The sequence below is a fragment of the Vibrio sp. 05-20-BW147 genome (genome assembly GCF_013369385.1).
Taxonomy (GTDB): Bacteria; Pseudomonadota; Gammaproteobacteria; order Enterobacterales; family Vibrionaceae; genus Vibrio; species Vibrio floridensis.
Map to the genome: position 1 here is coordinate 25,840 of NZ_SZTO01000021.1, position 19,474 is coordinate 45,313.

The following is a 19,474-nucleotide window of genomic DNA, read 5'->3' on the forward strand; positions in this document are numbered from 1 at the left end:
GGGATTCATATGAGAACTTTTGTGCTTTTTTGGGTATCGCTGATTGGGGTAGGGTTCAATTCCGCCTTGGCTGAGACACAGTGGCAAACACGGCAAGTTCTCATATTGCACTCTTACGATGCGTCCTATCAATGGACTCAAGATATGCAAAGAGGTGTCGAGAAAGCGATTGATAACCTTGATGGTGACGTTCGCTTATCCGTGGAATACCTCGACACAAAGCGAATTTCTTCACCTGAATACTTGCAAAAAACGGCCGCTTATCTGAGCGAAAAATATAAGAATTATCATTGGGATGGAATTCTAGTTACTGATGACAATGCCTTTCGGTTTGTTCAATCTTACTTCCCTGCAGAGTTAGTGAAATACCCGATTGTTGCGGTTGCTATTAATGACTTGGACTTGCAACATCGTCTGCCCTTCGACAACATCAGTGTCACTTACGAACGTGATCTCCTTGACGAAAACCTTGATGTGATTCACCAGCTGCGCCCTAACATTAAAAAACTCTACTATCTGGCGGACAAAAGCATTACCTCGGATTTCATTCGTCTAGATGTGCGAAAAGCGATGGAAAAGTATCCCGATATCGAGTTGGTGGACATTTCTGACAAAACACTCGACCAGGCAGCGGAGTTTCTTACTACGGTTGAGCGAGATGATGGCGTATTGCTGACACACTACAACACAGAATTGGAGCAAGGAATCTTCCACTCATACAAAAAGATCGCCAATACGGTGGGTAGTCACAGTCAGGCTCCTGTTTTTGTCCTTTGGGAACTCTATTTGGGGCAAACCGGTATCGTGGGAGGCTACGTTAACCGCTCCGAAAAATTTGGTTTAAATGGCATGCTTCTCCTAGCAAAAAAAATGGGGTTTGATGTAACGAATTCTCAATCGATGAATGCTGCTCAAACGCCGATATTTCAGTACGATGCTTTAGAAAAATATGGCATTGAAGTGAGGCAACTACCCAAAAACGCTGTCATAGTTAACCAACCTGTCTCGTATATCAGCCGTCATCTTCATGTTCTCTTGATTTCTGGTGTGATCATTGTTTCATTGTCACTGGTTATCGCCATGCAGTTCATGACAATTCAGCAGAAGAAGTTACTGAACCTCAAAAATCGGAAAATTGTCATGCTACAAAAACGTACGCTATCCGTACAAAAAGAGATGATACACGTGTTGGGAGAGGCCATTGAAACACGATCTGGTGAAACTGGAAATCACGTAAAACGAGTAGCACAGCTTTCCGTAGCGATTGGGCGTCTATGTGGTCTAAGCCATCGAGAACTTGAAATGCTTGAAATCGTTAGCCCTATGCATGATGTGGGTAAAATCGCTGTTCCAGAAGCCATCCTCGATAAACCAGGAAGGCTAACTCAAGATGAAAGAGCGATTATGCAAACCCACTGTGACGCGGGACATCGTTTACTCAACAACAATAAGGCGAAAGTGATGAAACTGGCCGCTATTGTTGCCTACGAACACCATGAACACTGGGATGGTAATGGTTACCCCAACGGCATACGAGGTGAGCAGATTCATATTTTCTCACGCATCACCGCCATTGCTGATGTATTTGACGCTTTACTAAGTGAACGCTGCTATAAAGCGCCTTGGGAGCTGTTGCGTGTGGTCGCTTTCTTTGAGCAACAAAAAGGGAAACAGTTTGATCCTCAGTTGACGGATTTGCTTTTAAAGAACATTGAAGATTTTGTTGCGATTCGTCTTTGCTATCCAGACGTCAACGAATCACTTCGTCAGGCTATATAAAAGCGCTACTTCCTGCGCAATTATGATCATTGGTTAAGTTAAATTGCCATTTTTGCCGATGAACTCCGGTTTTCTGACAACTTTGCTTCTTATAGTTGCTTGGTTCGCAATTCTTTTATTTTTCGTTTGAATCCGGGGTTAGCCATGATTACCAAAACTGTAAAGTGTGTGATTTTCGACTGTGATGGAACCTTGGTAAATAGCGAGACGCTCTGTTGTCATGCCTTAGTGAATGTGTTTGAACAATTTGGTGCTCATATTTCACTAGAACAGTGTCTAGCTCAATTCAAAGGCGGCAAGCTAGCTGATGTATTGACGGATGCGATGGTGTTGGCGAAGCTCAATATTTCGCTGGATTTGTTAGAACCCGCCTATCGTGATGAAGTCCGTCGGCTGTTTAGTGAGCAGTTGGAGGTGATGCCTGGAGTAGAACTGCTGCTCAATTATTTGGAAGAGAATGGCATTGAGTATTGTGTGGTCTCTAATGGTCCGAGAGACAAAATTGAAATGTCGCTGGAACTGACAGGCTTATTAGAACGATTTAAGGGACGAATTTATTCGGCCTTTGATGCCAACAGCTGGAAACCTGATCCCGATCTCCTTATGTACTGCGCTTTCCACATGGGATTCTCATCTGATGAGTGTGTTTATATTGATGACACCCCAAAAGGAGTCGAAGCAGGGCTTAATGCCGATATTGAAACCTTTCAGCTTTTCAACGGATACGAGATAACGCAGTGCTCAGATGCCCGAGTGACTCAAATCGGGCACCTTGAAGAGTTGGTTGATATTTTGCGCAAACGCACATTTTAGTGATAGGCATTGGTTGCGGAATGGACATAAACCGGACGGCTTTTATAGATCGGTGCCATCTGTAAACAACGAATTGCGCTAAGGCTCTTAGTATGGAAGCCGCATGAAGCGCAAGTGAACTTTTCACCATCGGATGAAATAAAATATTCATCATGTTGGCAAAGTGGGCATCGAGTGTCTTCGTTCAGTTCAATTTTTTTATAAATATTCATGTTTATCACCAGCAGCAAAGTAGACTCAGTTAGAATAGCGAAATGTTTACTTTTGGTGCATTCTTTCACTCCGATAAACAAGTTATTGAGAGTAACATCTCAGTATTAGGTGAGAACTAACCTGTTTTCATATCAGATTGCTCTGTAGACCGAAAAGGTGACGATCGCATACCCGCCTATTTCGATTGCTCGTCGCTGGATAGAGTTGTGATCAAACTTAACACAACATAAAAGCTCCTTTGGGAGCTTTTATGTTGATGTCGAGACTTCGCTTATTGAGTTCGATATTGTTTAAGGATTTGTGACAGTGAGAAGGTGGCCTTGGTGAGATTCGCTACTCCCGATGACGACTGCTGTGCGACGTTGCGTATCGTATTTGATTGGCTGCGAATATCGCTGAGCTCTGAGGCAATGTCGTTAGCGACCGCACTTTGCTCTTCAGCAGAGGTGGAAATTTGAATACTCATGTCCATCAGTACTTTCGCTGAGTCGGCAATCGATTTGACGTCTGTGCCGATTTCTGCAATCAAATCACTGCTGGTTTTCGCTTGACTGACCGTTTGAGCGGTAATCGAAGCGATGTTTTGACTCTCTGTTTGTAGCTTCTCTATCATGGCTTGAATTTCAACGGTGGCCGCCTGAGTGCGGCTTGCCAAGGTTCGAACTTCGTCGGCAACTACGGCGAAACCACGCCCTTGTTCACCCGCTCTCGCCGCTTCAATCGCTGCGTTAAGTGCCAGCAGGTTTGTTTGTTCAGAGATGGCATTGATGGTGGTGATCACATCATTGATTTGTGTCGTGTTGTCATTCAACGTGGATACTGATGTCGATGCTCGCTCAATGTAGCTAGAAAGCTTATCAATCTCTGCAATCGCGGATACAACACGTTTATGACTGCCTTCAATATGATGGGTATCGCGCTCTGTTTGATGCGTCGCTTGCTGAGAAATCGAAGAGACTTCTTTTGCTGAAGCAGTCATTTGCTCCATAGCGGTCGCCACGGAGTCTAATGAGGAATACTGATTTTGGATTTGCGTTTCGCTGAGCTTCATCTCTTTTTCAAACGAAGCACTGGTTTCGCCCATCGTGTTTGCATTCTCTTTTACACTTTTTACTAGATCGGTCAGAGTGTCCATGGCTTTGTCTAGCGCACAGCCTATGGTACCAAATTCATCACGACCAGGATGGAAGCCGAGACGAGAAGTTAAATCGCCTTCACCAATCTTCTGTGTTGTGGTGTAGAGGACCCACAGTGCGCCACCAAGGAAAGTTGCGACCCAATAACAAAACAAACCAAAAGGAGCGAGCCACAAATAGCTAAGCAAAAAGGTAGTGAGGGCAGAGGATCTTGCTTTCTCATCAGATTGTTTCGTGTTCGCAGTGAGCTGATAAAACTGGCCATCGGCTCCTTTTAATGACACGGTAGTCATGCCATCTTTGTACTTTGCTTCAGTTGCACTTGCGGCTTTAGATACGCCACTGATGGCCAAAATGGCGTCACTGTTAGGATGGCTGACGATCCCTTGTAAGCGATTTTGCGCGGCGATTTTAGCCTGCACCTCTATCTGCTCGAGTTGGTTAACATAACGGGCACCTGAAACACAGGATAGGGCGAGGATAAACAGGGTGACGATGACCCAGATTTTGTCATTGATCGACATTTTGATAAACAAGCGGTCGATGGTCCTAAATTCAACTTCTCTCATATCTGCTCCATATTGAGATCAATTCGTCGCTAAAGTTATAGTGATACCGAAAGATTTTATGAGAGGAAGCTCAAGGTTGTATGCAATTAATGATATGTAACATTTTAATATTGTGATCGCTGCTGTATAACCACATATAACAGGATGTATAAAGAAGGTTTGTGTGATGCAACCTGTTACACACTATTTCCCCACACATACTAAGGAGTGGTCATGTCAGAATTTGAACTGAAAAATGATGAGACACTGGAGTGGCTGGACGCGATGGAAATTGGAATCGATTTGTCGCAATACCCAAATGAAGAGAATGACGCAGACAGCGATGTCTGTTGATTCACCCCTGACACACAATCATGAACTACCTTGCCCACCTACATTTAGCGGATGTTGCCAACAGTGACATGTTAGGTAACTTACTGGGCGACTTCGCCAAGGGTGACCCAAGCAAACAATATTCACTGGAAATCGTGCAAGGGATTCGTTTGCATCGCGCCGTCGATAAGTTTGTTGATACACACGGTATCGTGCAAGCGTGCAAAAAACGTTTCCCAGAACAGCAGCGACGTTTTGCGTTAATCGCTTTAGACATGTTTTGGGATCATTGCCTTGCGATGCATTGGCATCGATACAGCGATATCTCTTTAGATTCATTTGTGCATCACGCGCAACGAGAAGTGGCAAAACACGACACCAAAGATCTGCCTCCCTCTTTTTTACTGTTGAATCAACGCATGTGGCAAGGCAAGTGGTTGCAGTCATATCGTGAGATGGACAATATCGAGTTTGCGCTGCACAGAATGTCACAGCGTCGACCCAGATTGTCGCCACTGTCTGAATGTCACGCCACATTGCAAGACGAATATGAGCATTTTTCTAGCGCCTTCGAAACGCTTTATGCCGACACATTGCAATTTAGCTGCAACCAACAGAAAGAGTTTGGCTTGTAGATAGAGATATTTATCTGGCTCTGCTACAATCCGCGCTCATTTTTTGGGGGCAATGATGACAAACCACTTTACGCAACTTGGATTAGACAAATCATTAAGTGAGCACGTGTCGGCGCTGGGTTTTACGACACCAACACCTATCCAGCAGCAAGCGATTCCACATGTACTCGATGGCAAAGATTTACTTGCCGCAGCTCAAACCGGTACTGGAAAAACCGCAGCATATGGTTTGCCTATCATCCAGTTATTAATGCAGTTGCCTCGCCTAGAAGCAGAACGCAAATTGCCACGCGCACTGGTTTTGACACCAACGCGTGAACTCGCTCAGCAAGTGTTTGATAACATGCAGCAATATGCTCAGGAAAGTGGCCTTGATATCGTTACCGTATACGGTGGAACCAGCATTCGCGTTCAACAAGAACAGCTGGCAAAAGGGGTGGATATTCTTATCGCAACCCCCGGCCGTTTATTGGATCATCTGTTTACTAAGAAGACATCACTGAACCATTTACAAATGCTGGTGTTGGATGAAGCCGATCGCATGTTGGATATGGGATTCCTACCTGATATTCAGCGTTTGATGAAACGAATGCCTGAGCAGCGTCAAACTCTGCTATTCTCTGCCACGTTTGATACGCGCATCAAAGCACTGGCGTATCGCTTAATGAACGAGCCGATTGAAGTGCAAGTGGCACCAGCCAATAGCACGGCAGACAATGTTGAGCAAATGGTCTATCCGGTTGATAAAAAGCGCAAAAGTGAACTTTTGGCCTATTTGATTGGTTCTCGTAATTGGCAGCAAGTATTGGTGTTTACCAAAACCAAGCAGGGCAGTGATGCGCTGGTGAGCGAGCTCAAGCTAGACGGCATCAAAGCGGCTTCGATCAATGGTGATAAATCTCAAGGCGCTCGGCAAAAAGCATTGGATGATTTTAAATCGGGCAAGGTGCGCGCGTTGATCGCAACGGACGTTGCTGCTCGTGGCCTTGATATTGCCCAGTTAGAGCAAGTGGTGAACTACGACATGCCGTACAAAGCAGAAGACTATGTACACCGTATTGGCCGAACAGGGCGTGCTGGTCAATCTGGCTTAGCGGTATCGTTTATGTCTCGTGACGAGGAGTACTTGCTAAAAGCAATCGAAAACTTGCTGGATAAACGATTGCCGCAAGAATGGCTCGCAGGATTCGAACCGAGTGAAAATGAAACTCGTTTGGACGATAATCCTGCAAAACGCACTAGTCGTTCTGCAGAAAAGCGCAAACTAAAGCAAAAGCTGAAAATTCACCAAGGTCGTGGCAAGAAGCGCTGAACTCGCGTTTAGGCAATAGAGACCGAAGCAAAGGTGTGTTCTTGCTCTAATGAGTGAGGCATCGATAAAAAATAACCTTGGTACATGTCGAGATTGAGCAACTTCATCTGTGCGAGTTGTTGTTCGGTCTCAATGCCTTCGATCACGGTCAATGATTGCATCTCTCGCGCAAACGCCAATGCTGAGATCAAGGGCTGTGTGTCGCCCTGCTCATACTGCTGAAGCAATGAACGGTCTAACTTGATGATATTGGGTAGTACGTTACGTGTTCGTTCTTGTGTGGACGCGGCAATACCAAAATCATCAATTGCCCACCAAAATCCATTTCGTCTCAAAGAATGAGTTGCGGTTCTCAATTCTTGTTCACAGTTCACTTTAACTTCGATAAGTTCCATCACAATCTGCTCTGGAGAAAGATTGGCTTCACGGATCGTTTTTAACAGGAAGTGGTAACTGAGTTCCTCTAAGGCCAGTCGTTCAACGGCATGGGGCAGCACATTTAGAAAAAGCTTCTTGTTGCGATAACTAGAACGAGCAAAATTGCGAATGTGCATAATGCGACTTAAACGTTCTACGTTAAGTTGATCGATGGGTGATATTTCCTCAGAGTGAAAAAAATGATCTGGACGGACAAAAGTCCCATCAGCGCATTGGATTCTCACCAGTGCTTCCAAGCCCACTAAAGAAAAATCCTTTTTATAGATAGGTTGAAAAACACTGCGAAGAGTCATGCTTTTGTATTGGGCGATAAACTGTTCGCCTCGTTCAGAATAAATATACTCGTTCAGCTTCTCTGCAGTTAACGTGTTCATCTTACGGCTCGAAATTATGACCAGAGCGACTCTATGCTCAAGCCCATGCGAAAAAATGTGTACTGTGCGGGGTTAAGTCTTATTTGCTCAACTTTCTAATCAGTGCACAGTCACCGACTTTGGTTCATAGAACCATAAAAAATCTATTACCAGAGTCACTATCTAACCCACGTAGAGATTAGTGAGCAAGTAAAGATAATTATAATATTGTGAATTGTCGAAGCAGCTCAAACTTTGTAGAGAAGTTAGCTTTTTTGTTAGGTGAATAGCGGATGTAAGGTCCAGCTTTACCATTGGAGTACGGCATAAAACTGAATGTACTTACGAACCATCTGTTTCGTGCTGGTACGTCTCAGTGGATGGCCATATTTCAAGTAACAAGGGGAAATGTTGAAGCGGCTTTCAAGCGCCTGGGTGAGTTGGGTATCACATGTATACAGAGAGATTCCCTGTTCACTGTACGCGTTGATTTGGTCAGGTAACTCACCCATCCACCAATGAAGTAGCTCACGGCTGGTTTTGCTGCGACTTATCCAATGATCGCCAATCAAAAACAGCAAGTCATTGGGTTGGATGGCAAAGCCATATTCACTTTGCCATTCGGTGACATCGGTGAGTAAGTTATCACGACACGTTTTGCCAGGGCTTACCATATGATGAGATAACACCCAAACAGTCCCAACATCCGAGGTCACCCTATACTGATGGGGCAGTTCGCTTGCTTCTAATGTCTCCAAAGGTTCAATCACGCTCTCATGTTGAAATTGTTTGAAGGTATTCTGCATTCGTCGGGCAAAAGCGAGCGCGAGGTGGTGCTCACTCATCCCTTGGTTGTGAACCGCGGGATAGTGTTTTTCACACAGTTTTAGGCAATCATCCTGAAAATTGTTAACACTTTTTATGACAAGGTCGAGTAGCAAGAGGTGTCCTTATGAAATGCAAAACATACTAAGCCGATTGAGGTTAGCATGTTTAAAAAAGGCCAACTAATATTCGCTTACAAGTTCTTGATCAAAACATCATATTTTCAGTTTTGATGGTTTGCTCCACTAGGTGATTTGGACAACTTGAGCTAGGTTTGAACAAACTGCGACCTAAGAAGACAGGGCTAGCGCGCGTATTAAAAGTTCCTTCAGTTTTTTCGAACAAGTTGTTCCACCGCCACAGGTAGCCCGTTTGTAAAACTTGGTAAATAATCTCACTCACATTGTAGGGGAAAGGTTATATTGCGTACTGCTACCTATTCTCATTCTCTATAAGGTTGGATAACACGATGGAAAATCATGTGACGCACTACAACGCCATTGCTCGGCTGATTCATTGGGTATCGGCTGCGGTCATTGTTGGTATGTTTGCCGTCGGTTTGTGGATGGTTGATTTGTCTTATTACAGCGAGTGGTATCGTATTGCGCCAAACTGGCATAAGTCTGTCGGTGTCTTGCTACTTGCTCTGACTCTATTTCGTTTGGTTTGGAAATTGGTGAAGCCGTCACCAAACATCGAAGGCACAAAAACCGAAGTAGCAGCCGCAAAAGCAGCGCACCATACAATCTATTTATTACTGATGGTGCTGTTTATCTCGGGTTATTTAATTTCGACGTCTGATGGACGCGGAATAGAAGTACTTAATTGGTTTACTGTTCCAGCAGCCGGTGAGTTGTTTGCTAATCAGTCTGATATAGCGGGAGCGATTCACTTTTATGTTGCTTGGGCATTAATCGGCCTTGCTGCACTCCATGCACTTGCCGCTTTAAAACATCACTTTGTCGACAAGGACAATACATTAAGAAAAATGATAGGAGCTCGAACATGAGAAAGTCAGTTATTGCGACAGGTTTAGCGTTGATGATGGCAGTGCCGTTTGCTGCAAACGCTGCCGATTACGTTATTGATACCAAAGGGGCACACGCGTCTATTAACTTTAAAGTGAGCCATCTTGGTTATAGCTTTATTAAAGGTCGTTTCAATACCTTCTCTGGTGATTTTTCTTACGATCAAAGCAACATTGCTGCGTCTAAAGTAAACGTAGTCGTTGATACCCGTAGCTTAGATTCTAACCATGCAGAGCGTGATAAGCACATTCGTAGCGGCGATTTTATTGATGCAGGCAAATTCAATACCGCCACGTTTACTAGCACCAAAGTGATGGACAAGGGCGATGGTAAACTGGATGTGATGGGTGATTTGACGCTGCACGGCGTAACAAAGCCTATTACTATTGCTGCTGAGTTTGTTGGTGCAGGTCAAGACCCATGGGGTGGCCAACGTGTAGGCTTTGTTGGTATGACTCGTCTTGAGCTTGCTGATTTCAACATTCCAGTGATGGGTACTTCAAGCTACGTTGATATGGAATTGCACGTAGAAGGCATTAAGAAGTAATTTCTTCGCATGAGATTACGTTGCTGTGCACAATAAGAAAGCCTCCAATGGAGGCTTTCTGCTTATTTAAGCCATGTTGTTTACTGTTTTCGTTACGCCGTTTCTAACTGACGCGTTTCTACGAGATTCAAACGCTCACCATAAATTGGACGCAACGCGTTCAGCACTTCTTGACGCGACACAACACCGGCAAACTTGCCATTTTCTAGAACAGGCAGAACATGAGGCTTGTTCACTTTCATGCTTTTCGCACGTTCTTCAAGTGACAGTGACGTCATACGTGTAGCGATGCCCATACTAGAGGTTGGGTATAACTGCTCTTTGTCGATGCAAAGGAACTCAACCACATCGACCAAACGATCATTGACATCAATCGCTACCACATCACGGCTCATCAAATCCACGACTTTTTGACCTGAGCTTGGTAGGTAATCTTGACACCAAAGATCAACCATCACATCGTGCGCTGAAAGAAAACCGACCAAGCGACCTTCAATATCCACAACGGGTGCACTGACAATGTGGTTATCTAGAAGAGTATCCAGTGCTGTGGCAATTGGCATTTCCACACCAAGAACGATTGGTTTTGGATTCATGATTTCTTTTACAACTGCTGCGTTTTTCATAGTAAATTCCTTAACTGACGTAATTTGCGTTGTTTGTGTAATTGTGCTGATTTTTGCTGCTTTTAATTCTGGGCGACGGTAGATACACCAGTTCGCTAAGCCGACTAACACAGCGCCGCCGACGATATTGCCCAGGGTCACGGGTATAAGGTTGGCAGTAATAAAGTGACCGACATTGAGATCTGCATATTGGCTTGCATTGGCACCGACTTGTACCCAAAACGTGTCTGGTGCAAAGTTGGCAATCACGATCCCGAGTGGCACCATAAACATGTTGGCCACACAGTGCTCAAACCCGCTGCTAACAAACATGGCGACAGGCAACATGGTCATTACGGCTTTAGTCATCGCATTGGCAGAACTGAAAGTTAGCCAAATTGCCAAACAAACCAGTAAGTTACAAAGAACACCCAACGAAAATGCTTGAATCGCCGTATGGTGTAATTTGTGTTGGGCAATGTTGAGTGCATTCAATCCCCATTGCCCACCGTCCATCTGGTACAAACCCGCACCAGTGACCAACAAAAGCAAGAACATGGCACCGATAAAGTTACCGATGTAGACTTTTCCCCAAATCGACAGCATTTTGGTAAAGCTGATCTGTTTGTTTGCCCAAGAAATGCTGGAAAGCACAGAACTGGTAAACAGTTCTCCTCCACAGATGACGATGAGGATTAATCCCATACTGAAGGCTAAACCGCCTGCAAATCGGCTCAATCCCCAACCTGCATTTGCGCTACCGGTTGTCACCGTGATGTAGAACAAGAAAGCAAGCCCAATAAATGCCCCGGCCATAATCGCAAGACCTAATGTCATCGCGCTGGTTTTGTTTGCCTTACTCAGTGCAAACTTTTCGGCTTCGGCCATCATCTCCTTAGGAGAAAAGTACTGAGTGTTTTCAGAGGCAGCCACTGACATGTTGACTCCTTTTATCTGAATTCATTGATACTCCTTAATTTATGGTTATTCGCATTAGCGCTGACGTTGTTAGTGATTGCGGTGTTCCCAAACCGCACCAACAGATTAAGGGGCGGAGCAACTACAGGTAAAATTGATAATTTTTAGAATCCTCATCAAATTATTTGATATGCAAAAACAGAGGCGTAAAATGAAACCCATTGCTGATCAATTTGATCTATTGCTGCCGTAAGTAGAGGGTGAAATCTTGCGTTATTCGTTAAAACAGTTGGCCGTTTTTGATGCGGTCGCTGATACAGGGAGTGTTAGCCAAGCGGCTGACAAATTGGCGTTAACTCAATCAGCCACAAGCATGTCACTAGCTCAACTGGAGAAAATGCTTGGTAGGCCGTTGTTTGAGCGCCAAGGGAAACAGATGGCTTTAACCCACTGGGGGATGTGGTTGAGGCCAAAAGCAAAGCGCCTGCTTCAAGATGCACAGCAAATTGAGATGGGCTTCTATGAGCAACATTTACTGAGTGGTGAGATCCGCTTAGGGGCAAGCCAAACTCCAGCAGAGCATCTCGTACCAGAGCTTATCAGTATCATTGATAATGACTTTCCAGAGATGCGGATATCACTTGGCGTCAAAAGTACCAGTGGCGTCATTGAAGGGGTGCTGGATTACCGGTATGACCTTGGGATTATCGAAGGTCGATGTGATGATAACCGTCTACATCAAGAGGTGTGGTGCCGTGATCACCTTACGGTGGTTGCTTCTGCAAACCATCCTTTCGCTCGTCGAGATACCGTTAGTTTGGCGCAGCTTGAGCAGGCGAGGTGGGTATTACGTGAACATGGTTCGGGTACGCGCAAAATTTTTGATAGTTCGATTCATCATCTCGTCGAAGATCTTGATGTGTGGCGTGAGTATGAGCATGTTCCGGTGTTAAGAAGCTTGGTCGAAAACGGTTCTTACCTGACTTGTTTGCCTTATTTAGATGTAGAGCGACATATCGAAGCCGGTCGTTTGGTTGCATTGAATGTGCCTGATTTACATATGGAAAGAACACTCTCTTTTATATGGCGCGCGGATATGTCAGAAAATCCATTGGTCGAATGTATCAAGCGAGAAGGCCTACGAATGATGAAAGGAAAACCATCGGTGTTATAACCATCTCAACTTCACTCGCGCAGATGAGAGAACAACGTGCGCAGGGTTATTTTCGAAATCTGTTGATTTATCGTTTACCTCATACTTTTTGTGTAAACAAATGAAAATGAAATTTTTCGGTGTGATCTTGTGCACGTTTGTTTGGTGGTTTTTCTCTTAGTATTCATTGCTTGATTGATATGCGAGTTGGCATTCGCCGCTCCAAATGAGTATGAGTCGCACTATGAGTACATTGGTCGCTATTTCTTTAACAACAGGTATTTTGTCAGGAATATGGGGATGGATTGCCATCTCACTAGGCCTACTTTCGTGGGCGGGATTTCTTGGCTGTACAAGCTATTTCGCTTCACCCAACTCGGGGTTGAAAGGGTTAGCTGAGAGTTTGCTGACAAATATGTCTGGTGTTTTTTGGGCCATGGTGATCATTCACGGTTCGACGTATGCGGGTCTAGACATTCTAGGTTACGTGATTACTGCAATCGTCGCATTTGTCATGTGTATTCAAGCGAAACAAACTTGGTTGGCATATATCCCTGGTACTTTTATTGGTTCCTGCGCCACTTTTGCCGCGGACGGTAATTGGCAGCTTGTTGTGCCATCTCTCCTGTTAGGTGGAGTGTTTGGGTATCTCATGAAAACAACGGGCCTTTGGTTGCATCAGAAATCAGCCGCTGCTCAGCTTGCACGTCAAGCATAAAGTAATCCCCGATCTTTTTGTATCCGGTATACAGAGTCTGAATCCCGCTTTGTATACAACATCAATATTTATGATATTTGGTACAAGCGCATCTTTTGATGCGCTTTTTTCTATTTGTTGTTTTGTCAATGGCTCCTAGGTATTGCCATTGGCCATGGTGACAATACGTTTTAACGTCCAACGAAGTAACACAGGAATGCACTCAATGCCGTGTTCTTCACAATGTGAGACGATTGAGAGAGCGAGATCGGGTTTAGCGTGTTTCTTAAGTACCTTGTTCACTACCTTTTTGGCAGGAATAGGATGTTCATAAGGAATTTTGATGAGATCCTTAAAGAATTTATCGAAGCCATGATTGTATAGAAAGTGTTCGATGTCATGATCGGGCAACTCGGTGAGCCGGTGACGTTCTTGATCGTGCCCGAGCATACTTTTTACCGTTGCTGCGTATTTCTTACCCGCAGCATCGCCATCCGTCACTACGTGCCAATCAATTCCCATCGCTTTCGCCACTTTGATCAGTGAACGTAAACCGGATTGAGCAAATTCGATAATTTGCACACCTTCTGCAGCCAAGTTGTATCCACATTGATTGGCCAGTTCGTTGAAGAGCCAAACTTCTGTTTCACCCTCAACCAACAGCCAGCAACGAGCGAAAAGTGCTCCAGAACGATGGAAACGAATATGGAAGCCGATTCGACGTAGTTCATCCACGCTGAAACGTTGTGGTTGGATACTTTTGGCAACCGTTTTATCGGACTGTCGGATAAGCCGGCGAATGGAGTAGAGTGGAACAGAACCCAGCAATGCGCCACTGTTGGTGGTGAGGATTTTTTGCATGGGTAACATTTGCAACAAGCTCCATGCGCGGGCCAAGTGTGTTGGATGAAGGCGGCCTTCGGGATCTTCGATGATCAAGATAGGGCGTGCGCAACGTCTGAGGTCGGCAGGCCCTTTGGCTTGTAAATAGGCATTGAGTAACCCCATTAGCAGCAGACGTGTTTGCTTGTTGTTGGTTTCTTTAATGAACTGGCTAAGATTTTTGTCTGCAGACGTCGCGTTATAAAACAGACCATCGCGCGGCTTACGTGGGTCATTTCGGTTAGGACTTTTGAAAGAAAAGTAGTGATCTACCAACGAATGCATGGAGTTTAAACTGCTGCGCATCTCGCCTTTATTTACATGACCCGGAATCGCTAACAAGCGACGACAGGTATTATCAATACGCTTTTCAATACGGGCATTTTTGCCGTTCACGCCATTAATAATTTCGGGGAAGCGACGTGAATCTCGCAGGCGAATCACGGGATGCAAAGACATGAGCTCTTGAGCAATTTTCTCTGAATGATGGAGAGATTTGGTGGAGCCATCATCGTTCAGAAATGCATAATGCGTGGTGATGTCGTAACCGTCTCGTGTCGCACTAATGCGATAGAAGATTCGATGATCACCATTTTCGTCTTTACACCAAATCGGCTTAAGGCGTCGATAACGCCCTGCTTTGATTTCATGCTTGTCGCTCGAGCGGAAACACAAAATGATTTGTAGGTGTTGAGTCTGTGGGTGCGAAATGGAGTAATCGACATGAAAATCTGACATCAAAAATTGATAAAGCTCAGCGCCCGGAGGAAGAGCAACAGACAAGGCATCTAAAAGCGAGGATTTTCCCCACGTGTTTTCACCAATTAAGGTGGTGAGTTCATCAAAAGAAAGCGATAACCGTCTTATTCCTCGAAAACCGGAGATTTCAATTCGTTCTAAAAGCATAACTCTCCTCCATGTGCACCCTAATTATTTGAATGTAAAGTGAAAGGCGCTTCTACAAAGCATATGACAAATTCGAACTGGCTGTTTGTTATGGTGTCACAGTTTTCATTGTGTTGATGGTTTGTTGAACAAATAGAGCGAAATAGATGTGATTTTATCGTCAGTAAGTGGTGTTTATTTGCAGAATGGTTTCATAAAATTCACGATTCTGTCATCATTCTGCTCTAAGTATAAAGGGATGAAGAGAGAGAAGATGACGATGATAAAAACAAATAAGCCAGTCACTTTGAAACTGGCGCACATCAATGACACTCATTCCTACTTTGAGCCAACGTCATTACAACTAAGAATTTCCTTATCAGGGAACCAGATTGAACCTTACGTGAGTGCGGGTGGATTTGCGCGCATCGCAACACGCGCTCAGCAAATTCAACAAGAGGCTGAAAGACAGAAAAAAGGGTTTCTATTCTTGCATGCTGGCGACTGTTTCCAAGGTACGCTTTATTTTTCGCTGTTCAAAGGCAAGGCAAACGCCGATCTGCTTAATACCATGGGCATTGATGCTATGGCTTTGGGAAATCATGAGCTCGATATGGGCAATGAACCTGTTGCCCAGTTTGTCCGCCGTATTCAGTTTCCTCTATTGGCAGGAAACTGGAACCTCAGCAATGAGAACCCAAATAAGTCGTTAACGATAAAAGGATGCAAAAATATCCGCAGTTTCGATGTTCAAACGAGTACTGCACAGTACATTGTTAAACTCATCGACGGAGAACCTGTTGCCATTTTTGGTTTGTCTTTAGACAAAATGGCGGATATTGCCAACCCAGATCTGGATACGCCATTTGAAAACGCCATCGAAACAGCAAAAGCAACGGTGGCGCGATTAAACCAAGAAGGCATTAATAAGATTATTTTGCTTAGCCATTTAGGTTATGACGGTGATATTGAATTGGCTAACGAAGTTTCCGGCATTGCGCTAATTATCGGCGGGCACAGCCACCGATTACAGGGGGACTTTAGCGCGGTTGGTCTTGGGAAAGACGATGATTATGGCCTGCGTGTGAGGGATACTTACATCGTCCAAGCGGGCTTCCATGCTCTGACCATGGGCCACTGTGAGATTAGGTTTGCAGCAGACGGGTTAGTTACACACTTTAGTGGCCGTAATGAGCTGCTTATTGGGCGTCGTATGTTTTTAGACCCAGGCTTAAATCAACAAAGTGATGAAGATTGGTATCTGCAGGCTGCAGACTTCATTGATAGCCAAGTGAATGTGGTGGTATGCAAGAAAGACCCAGGCATTCAACACATCATGCAAAATAAGTACATTCCGAGAGTGCGCGAACTGCAAAAGACGATTATCGCGCATACCGATCGCGCACTTCGCCACGTTCGTATTCCCGATGAAGTCGGTCCCAGTGAACTGGCGCCAATGGTCGCGGCGTCATTTGTTCACGCGTTAAACAAACGTCAACGTCAGGTTCAGTTTGCTATTCATAACGCTGGTGGCGTTCGAAATTCGCTGAACCCAGGTAATGTCTCCGTGGCCGATGTCGCTGGCAAGTTACTGCCTTTTGCCGTGCCGATCGGATGTTATGACGTTCAAGGGAAAACCATTGCCGCTGCGTTGGAAGGGGCGATCAACAACGCGACCAATAATGGCGTGGAAGGGACTGGTTCTGGAAGCTATCCGTATACCTATGGGCTACGATTTCATTATTGTGCGGAAAAGCCAAAAGGGGAACGCATTGAGCAACTTGAAATACAGTTGGCAGATGAGTGGCATCCCATAGAAGAAGAACGCTGGTATCGTGGCGCTTCATCTGCGTATACGATGAAAGGCAAAGAAGGCTATGAAGCCATCCGCCAGATGAAAGGTGAAGGTTGGGTGAGTAATCTCTCTATGGCCGACTGCTTTATCGAATATCTGTCTGAGATCCCCTATGTACTGAACCCTAATCGCACAGTTGCACTGGGTTGCTGATGATAAAAGCAAACTTGGTATAAAGTTTGCTCAGCTTCTTTGGCTTAACAGCGGGGGAGCGCTTATGTGGAAAGATTGGATGGATACAGCGGTGGTGGTTGGGTGGATCGCAATTTGGTCAACACTTGTTTATCTCGTGCCGCTAAATGGTGTGTGAGCCGCCTAAGAAAGAATCAAGGAGCGCTTTTGCGCTCCTTTCTTTTGTCAGGATAATGTCAAAATTACCCAAACTTGTGCTTGGCATTAGCCTTGAAAGTTATATGGGATTACAATATCGAACGTTTGGGGAGTAGTTAGCGTAAGTTTATTTGTCGTCATCTCGTTAGGCCAAAGCCTTTCCGGCAAATAAAGGTGAGTTATCCTCTCTTTGTTTCTTTGTCATCAACAGAAACAGAGAAAGCATTCCAGTTCACTTCAACGAGACCAACGCATTCATACACAGTACAGAATTAGGAACGATTCTGTGCCGATTTGTCATGTATGCGGAAGGGCTCGGACGATTGGGTTTTCTTCCGCATTGGAGGAAATTATGTCCCTATTCGACACCTCGTCATCTTTAATGTCCAATACTGATCTCATGTATGGCAGTTTTGCGCTGCTCACCATTGCGATGGTTTGCCTCGATATTTGGCAAACGCGTGGTGGTGCCATTTCAATGAAAAAAGCGGTGGGCTGGAGCCTATTCTGGTTTTTGCTCGCGTTTCTGTTTGCGGCCACCATCTTCCATTTCTGGGATTTCTACGCGCCAGACAGTTTGTACACCCACCAAGAAGCAACGACGGCGTTCATTACTGGTTATTTGCTCGAAAAATCGCTGAGTGTTGATAACTTGTTCGTGTTTGCCATCATCTTTGCCCAATACAAAGTCCCCGAATCACTTAGACCTCGCGCTTTGCTCTGGGGGGTGATTGGCGCGTTAGTGTTGCGTGCGATAATGATTGCGGTCGGCGCACAGTTGCTGGCTCAATACCATTGGATTCTTTACTTGTTTGCTGCTTTCCTCATCTGGACAGGGATTCAGCTTGCACGAGATAAAGAGGAAGAAGACGAACTAAGTCCAATGCCAGAAAAGCTGATCAGACGCTTTTTCAACGTCACAAACGATTACCACGGCAACGCGCTATTCGCCCGGGAAAACGGTCAGTGGTGGGCAACCCCGATGTTGATTGTAATCGGAGTGATAGCCGTTATGGATGTGATGTTTGCGCTAGACTCCATTCCCGCAATTTTTGCGGTCACTCGTGAGCCGTTTTTGGTGTTAGCTGCCAATGTATTTGCGCTGTTGGGCTTACGTTCACTCTATTTTGTACTGCAAGCAATGATCGATAAGTTCATCTATTTAAAGCCAGCTTTGGCTGTGATTATGATGTTTATTGGGGTCAAGATGCTGCTGGTGGGCACGGCGTATGAAATTCCGACCATCTGGTCGCTCTCATTCTTACTTGTTGTGATGACAACGGCCGTTGTTGCCTCTGTTATTGCCAACAAAAAGGACATCGAAATGAATGAGAAAAGCCTGAAAATATCTAATACAAATAATGCGGATTTATAAAGCCACTACCGCCAATGAAAATAAATAATGTAAACGAATTGTGAGCAAAGGTCTTGACTGAGTGCTTTGAAATGATGAGTATGCAGACAGAATGGGTTGATTGTGCATAATTATTCATCATTGCGTATTGTTTACTATTTTAATTTGTTATGGCCTTGTGTCATTAGAAAATGTAATCCGAATATGGAAAAAACGTCATTTTTTGAGCACAAAAAAAAGCACTAATATTCAACTATCGAAACGAAGTACGTTGAAAAAATTTAAGAGAGGCAATCATGGCTCAAGCAATGCAAATGAATACAATCGCTTTACCAACCTCTATGGATAAAAAAACCTATTCGGTTAACTTCAAAGGATTGATTGCTCACCTATTGGATATTCTTTTTGTAGACAGCTCAACTCAGAGCAACTACTACGCGGATGAACTGCCAGTCCATCTACAAAAAGACATCGGTATGTACCGTTAAGTCTAATCAGTTATTTAAAAGCCGACGTTCTCGTCGGTTTTTTTTTCATCTCTAGCTGAGGTACGTTGTGGCACTAGAGTAAGCCTACATCTCTCTGTTATTTGATAAGTTGCACAGAAATAAGACGTTTGAACGGGATGTTGTTGGTAAAGTAACCAATTGAACTTGTTGGGGCTTTTCTTTTACTTAAGTTGTGGCATAGTAGCTTCGTCTTCACGATGCGCGGGCATCGTATAATGGCTATTACCTCAGCCTTCCAAGCTGATGATGCGGGTTCGATTCCCGCTGCCCGCTCCAATTCTTCCCTCATTATTTTCTAAAACTAAACCCTAACACTATCTCTATTT

17 protein-coding genes and 1 tRNA gene are annotated in these 19,474 nt (G+C 44.6%); 12 read left to right on the plus strand and 6 right to left on the minus strand.

Annotated features, from left to right (window positions below):
• Positions 1-3: 3 nt before the first annotated feature.
• Together FC652_RS17165 and FC652_RS17170 are read left to right on the plus strand one after the other, a co-directional pair.
• The gene (locus FC652_RS17165) at positions 4-1,779 is read left to right on the plus strand and encodes an HD domain-containing phosphohydrolase (protein ID WP_176299559.1); all 1,776 of its coding nucleotides are present in this window, start codon (positions 4-6) and stop codon (positions 1,777-1,779) included.
• 144 nt (positions 1,780-1,923) lie between these two features.
• The gene (locus tag FC652_RS17170) at positions 1,924-2,592 is read left to right on the plus strand and encodes an HAD-IA family hydrolase (protein WP_176299530.1); all 669 of its coding nucleotides are present in this window, start codon (positions 1,924-1,926) and stop codon (positions 2,590-2,592) included.
• On the opposite strand, the gene FC652_RS17175 is transcribed toward FC652_RS17170, so the two are convergent.
• A complete protein-coding gene (locus FC652_RS17175; protein WP_176299531.1) occupies positions 2,589-2,804 on the minus strand; it encodes a hypothetical protein in 216 nt (71 codons plus the stop codon). The two genes, FC652_RS17170 and FC652_RS17175, sit on opposite strands and share 4 nt — an antisense overlap.
• A gap of 272 nt (positions 2,805-3,076) precedes the next feature.
• Entirely contained in the window at positions 3,077-4,510 is a 1,434-nt protein-coding gene (locus FC652_RS17180) for a methyl-accepting chemotaxis protein (protein ID WP_176299532.1), read from the minus strand.
• A gap of 353 nt (positions 4,511-4,863) precedes the next feature.
• On the opposite strand from FC652_RS17180, the gene FC652_RS17185 reads away from it, so the two are divergent.
• Positions 4,864-5,457, plus strand: a complete 594-nt coding sequence (locus FC652_RS17185; protein ID WP_176299533.1) for an ACP phosphodiesterase — start codon at positions 4,864-4,866, stop codon at positions 5,455-5,457.
• Between the two features lie 55 nt (positions 5,458-5,512).
• Complete coding sequence (locus FC652_RS17190) at positions 5,513-6,769, plus strand: DEAD/DEAH box helicase (RefSeq protein WP_176299534.1); 1,257 nt, start codon at positions 5,513-5,515, stop codon at positions 6,767-6,769.
• An 8-nt stretch (positions 6,770-6,777) separates the two neighbouring features.
• Here FC652_RS17190 and FC652_RS17195 read toward each other — a convergent pair whose 3' ends face one another.
• Complete coding sequence (locus FC652_RS17195; protein ID WP_176299535.1) at positions 6,778-7,581, minus strand: EAL domain-containing protein; 804 nt, start codon at positions 7,579-7,581, stop codon at positions 6,778-6,780.
• A gap of 287 nt (positions 7,582-7,868) precedes the next feature.
• The gene (locus tag FC652_RS17200) at positions 7,869-8,501 is read right to left on the minus strand and encodes a hypothetical protein (RefSeq protein WP_176299536.1); all 633 of its coding nucleotides are present in this window, start codon (positions 8,499-8,501) and stop codon (positions 7,869-7,871) included.
• A 353-nt stretch (positions 8,502-8,854) separates the two neighbouring features.
• On the opposite strand from FC652_RS17200, the gene FC652_RS17205 reads away from it, so the two are divergent.
• Positions 8,855-9,394, plus strand: coding sequence for a cytochrome b (locus FC652_RS17205; protein WP_176299537.1), 540 nt, complete (start codon positions 8,855-8,857; stop codon positions 9,392-9,394).
• Positions 9,391-9,960 (plus strand): YceI family protein, encoded by a 570-nt coding sequence (locus FC652_RS17210; RefSeq protein WP_072615596.1) that lies wholly within the window; start codon positions 9,391-9,393, stop codon positions 9,958-9,960. Before FC652_RS17205 ends, FC652_RS17210 begins: the two co-directional genes overlap by 4 nt.
• Positions 9,961-10,052: 92 nt before the next feature.
• Here the strand turns inward: FC652_RS17210 and focA are convergent, their stop codons facing one another.
• Positions 10,053-11,504, minus strand: a complete 1,452-nt coding sequence (gene focA / locus FC652_RS17215) for a formate transporter FocA (RefSeq protein ID WP_176299538.1) — start codon at positions 11,502-11,504, stop codon at positions 10,053-10,055.
• A gap of 247 nt (positions 11,505-11,751) precedes the next feature.
• Here focA and FC652_RS17220 point away from each other — a divergent pair, with 247 nt between their 5' ends.
• Together FC652_RS17220 and FC652_RS17225 are read left to right on the plus strand one after the other, a co-directional pair.
• Entirely contained in the window at positions 11,752-12,657 is a 906-nt protein-coding gene (locus FC652_RS17220) for a LysR substrate-binding domain-containing protein (protein WP_176299539.1), read from the plus strand.
• A gap of 223 nt (positions 12,658-12,880) precedes the next feature.
• The gene (locus tag FC652_RS17225) at positions 12,881-13,354 is read left to right on the plus strand and encodes a DUF1097 domain-containing protein (protein WP_176299540.1); all 474 of its coding nucleotides are present in this window, start codon (positions 12,881-12,883) and stop codon (positions 13,352-13,354) included.
• Between the two features lie 135 nt (positions 13,355-13,489).
• Here the strand turns inward: FC652_RS17225 and FC652_RS17230 are convergent, their stop codons facing one another.
• Positions 13,490-15,121 (minus strand): ATP-dependent endonuclease, encoded by a 1,632-nt coding sequence (locus FC652_RS17230; protein WP_176299541.1) that lies wholly within the window; start codon positions 15,119-15,121, stop codon positions 13,490-13,492.
• Between the two features lie 238 nt (positions 15,122-15,359).
• Between FC652_RS17230 and FC652_RS17235 the strand changes: the two genes are divergently transcribed.
• From FC652_RS17235 to FC652_RS17250, 4 genes are all read left to right on the plus strand, one after another.
• Complete coding sequence (locus FC652_RS17235) at positions 15,360-17,108, plus strand: bifunctional UDP-sugar hydrolase/5'-nucleotidase (RefSeq protein ID WP_176299542.1); 1,749 nt, start codon at positions 15,360-15,362, stop codon at positions 17,106-17,108.
• Positions 17,109-17,637: 529 nt separating this feature from the next.
• Positions 17,638-18,660 (plus strand): TerC/Alx family metal homeostasis membrane protein, encoded by a 1,023-nt coding sequence (locus FC652_RS17240; protein WP_176299543.1) that lies wholly within the window; start codon positions 17,638-17,640, stop codon positions 18,658-18,660.
• Between the two features lie 275 nt (positions 18,661-18,935).
• A complete protein-coding gene (locus FC652_RS17245; RefSeq protein ID WP_176299544.1) occupies positions 18,936-19,127 on the plus strand; it encodes a hypothetical protein in 192 nt (63 codons plus the stop codon).
• A 222-nt stretch (positions 19,128-19,349) separates the two neighbouring features.
• Positions 19,350-19,424, plus strand: a tRNA-Gly gene (locus FC652_RS17250).
• Positions 19,425-19,474 lie beyond the last annotated feature (50 nt).